This window comes from Capnocytophaga sp. oral taxon 326 str. F0382 (genome assembly GCF_000318295.1).
In the GTDB taxonomy this organism is placed as follows: Bacteria; Bacteroidota; Bacteroidia; order Flavobacteriales; family Flavobacteriaceae; genus Capnocytophaga; species Capnocytophaga periodontitidis.
In genome coordinates, this window is record NZ_KB291363.1 from 19139 (window position 1) to 22466 (window position 3328).

3 protein-coding genes and 1 pseudogene are annotated in these 3328 nt (G+C 38.8%); all 4 read right to left on the reverse strand.

Annotation, left to right across the window (positions count from 1 at the left end; translation table 11 throughout):
• Positions 1 to 721, reverse strand: a 721-nt coding sequence (locus HMPREF9073_RS15210) for a DUF4280 domain-containing protein (protein ID WP_009412220.1), incomplete at its 3' end; no start/stop codon positions are given.
• 27 nt (positions 722 to 748) lie between these two features.
• Positions 749 to 1813 carry a PKD domain-containing protein gene (locus tag HMPREF9073_RS01555; protein ID WP_009412221.1) on the reverse strand — a complete coding sequence of 355 codons (1065 nt, stop codon included), beginning with the start codon at positions 1811 to 1813 and terminating at the stop codon, positions 749 to 751.
• Between the two features lie 600 nt (positions 1814 to 2413).
• A pseudogene (locus HMPREF9073_RS15385) lies at positions 2414 to 2711 on the reverse strand (helicase); the annotation flags it as partial.
• Positions 2712 to 2969: 258 nt separating this feature from the next.
• A partial coding sequence (locus HMPREF9073_RS01565; RefSeq protein WP_009412224.1) for a DUF3828 domain-containing protein occupies positions 2970 to 3328 on the reverse strand: 359 nt, incomplete at its 5' end.

A 3328-nucleotide genomic window follows, 5' to 3' on the forward strand; every position in this document is an offset into this window, starting at 1 on the left:
TAGTGTTTATAACGGTTAGCGGTATTTGTTCTTGAGTGTCATTTGTAAAGGTGTAATCTTTTAATGTGTCATTTTCTAAGATGTTGTCCTTATATTTGAAGTCAAGATCTTTATTGTTGAGGTTAAAATCCAATGTTAATCCTGATAGGTTTTCGCCTTCAATTACTAAGTAAACCTCTTGTTCATCTTCTCCCAAGTCTATTTTATTACCTTGTAAGTCTGTGAAATAGGCTTCTATAATATCAGGTTTTGTAAGTATCTCTTTTCTGAGTTTATGGAAATTCACAAAGGGGTTTATCATTGTAATCTTTGCAGGATTGGCATTGATTATATTCACCTTAGTTATCTCAGAGACTTGTCCGTGATTGATGATGCTGATGCAGTCTTTGCCGCCTATGGGGCAGGTGGCTTTGCTGTCCTCTAAAAGAGGGTGCCCATTGTTTTCCTCATAGGTAACGTTCTCATAAGCACCGCTCCACTGAGTTACCATTGCCTGACAGGGTTTATAGCCCCCACCTGGTAGTGGTTGCATCTGACATAGTCCAAAGGTGTTTTTCTCAAAAGTAGCTCCTATATCCGCAGTTGTAGCTACCAATTTCTCTTGTGGCTCTTCCTCATTGATGAATGCCTTGGTCTGTGTAAGTACCTTTAACTTATCGGGAGCATTGCCAAATTGACATTGGCAGGTTGCCCCTTGACATACTAAATGTTTCTGTGCCATTTTGCTGTATTTTTAGTAGTTTGATTTTTATTCCTTTATCCATACGCCCCATTTTTTGACTTTATAGTAGATATGGATATTCTGAATGCAGTTTTTAGTATCTTTTTGTAGGCGCATTGTGGAGATTTTAATCTTTTTACCTGCAATATCCCTACAAAGCTGTTCAAAGGGGACGAGTTTTTGGTCGTTTACTACCACAGGAGTGCTAAAATTACCACAGAGATACTCTTTAAAATCGTCTTTTGTCTTAGATTGTGCGGCTACTTGACCCAGTAAAAGTTGGAACTGCTCTACTGAGATATCTGGTGCTTTTTTAGGGGAAGGAATGCTGTCTTTCTCCTTTTGGGGTGCAGGGGTTACAGGTAGGTGTCCAATAAAATCTACCAAAGGGTCTTTTTGAGCCTTGCCACGAGGCAACTCAAAGTCAGAATGAGGTTTTTCAAATTCGTAAGAGGATACATCACTTTTCTTTTTAGCAGCAATATGTTTAGGGGCAATGTAGATGGTTTTAGTGGCGATATGCTCTATATCGCCATTGACAATCAAGGAAACGGTCTTTTTGCCAGTGGTTTTAAAGCTATAAGTAACTTTTTCACCAAGGGCATCAGTACCAGCACCCTCGCCAAAGCTCCACTCAAAAGAAATGCCACCTTCTTTGCGGGCGTTAAACTTGATGGTATCCCCCTCAAAGGCTACATTGGGGGCGATGATAACAGGCAGATAGCCTGAATCGGCATCAGGGTCTGTGATAGTTACTATTTTTTGAAAACTGCAAGTGTTGTTGATAGTAAGGGTAACGATATATTGTCCTGCTTTGTTGTAAGAGTGAAGTGCGTTTTGGTTGTAGTCTTTGGGAGTGCCATCACCGAAGTCCCACTGCCAAGAGGAAGCTCCTTTGGTGTTATCGATAAACTCAATGAGATTGTCGGTGATGAAGGCTTCTGCGTGAACAACATACTTAGCCTCAGTGCAGTCGGTGCGGTGATTGAGTTGGTATATTAAGATTATGAGCCCGAGCAAAAGTATCCCGCCAAAGGTGAGAAAGACTGTGGTATCGAGTTTGGGTAGATATTTAAGCAAACTTTTCTTCATAAAAACAGGAAAAATTGATAAATTTGCGTGCAATATTACTAAAAATATTCTACATCACAAAATAAAAGACAAGGTTTTTTCAAAATATTTTTACAGACTTTGTTATCTACTGATAATCATATAGATATAAAATGTTTAGATACTTTTGTCTTTTTATCTTTTTAGTGCGTTTTTACAATAATACGACTAATACTTTACCAATTTAGTGTTAGTAAAAGTTTGTAGGTTGAGTTTATAACCCAACTTAGCTTACCTCTTAATGCCCTATAGCTAGCCTATATACGTGAATTACGTATATAGGCGTATATAGGCGTTATATAGGTAATGTAGGGTACTACATCCTGAATTTCACCCCTGATTTTACTTCCTGCTTTTCAGGAGTGTTATGCTGCTCTTGAGACTCTTGTTCCCCCTGCTCTACAGACTCCCCTTCCTCAGCACCACTACTCTCAGGAGTAATGGACAAGAGTATCCTTCGGTCGATAGCTGCAAGGTCAGTTTTAAGCTGGGTAAGTTCAGCTTCTTTATTCCAACTGCCAGAGAGGATTTCTTGAAGTACAGGTAGGTCTTTTTGGATATCAGCGATCTTTTGTTGTTCTTTATTCCCGATTTTTCGTCCATAGCTCCCTCATCAATGGTGTGTTTGCCCAACTTTTCTTAAGCTGATCGATAAAAGCTGTTTGTTAAACAGGACATTGAACTTGTATGAGTCCAAAGATTTTTGAACGGCATAGATAATCACATCCACCTTATTATTAGCAAAATATTTGGCCACTTCATTGCCTTTGCGAATGGCACATCCGTCCCTTTGTTGCAAGTCGCTGGGACGCCAAGGGGTATCCAAGTGATGTACAGCAACGGTTTTTTTCTGTGCATTGACCCCTGTGCCGAACGACTCACGATAAAGACCAGGGAAGTCTTGATGTGCGCCGTTGTACTGTGGGCGTACAAAGCAGTTAAAGGTTTCGTTATACCGCTTGGCAAGGCGCTCTTTAAACTCAGAGGACTGCTCTAAGAGCCTGCGGCTGAACTCCGTGCGTATCTCGTCTATTTTGGTATTGGCAAGCTGGATAGCCTCCATAAAGGAGGCTTTGTTGTAGTGGATAGTAACATCAGCCTGAAAGAGATGTGAGACAAAACGGCTGTAAATCTCTTTCTAAAAAATAATATCATCAATAATATACTTGTCCTTCTTTTTAGCTACTTTTAATTGTATGCTATCATATCTGTTTTCATAAAAGTCAAAAAGATACACATTATATCTTTTTGAATTTATCTTCTTTACCTTAATAGAGTCCAACCATTCTATGAAGATATCTTGGGCATTTACAATAGGATCCATATCTCTATATTCAGTAATAGGTTTTATTTTTTTTATCAATTTATTTGATAGAAACTCCCTTTCTATTTTCCTTAATTCTTCTTCGCAAAACTCCCTGTTATCAAGACAAGGCATTTTATCTTGCTGTCTGATGTACTTATCATAAAATTCTAAAATCATTTTTGTAGCTTCAT

Coding starts and splice junctions, on each gene's coding strand:
- HMPREF9073_RS01555 (WP_009412221.1), bottom strand. CDS start 1,813: ATGAAGAAAAGTTTGCTTAAATATCTACCCAAACTCGATACCACAGTC.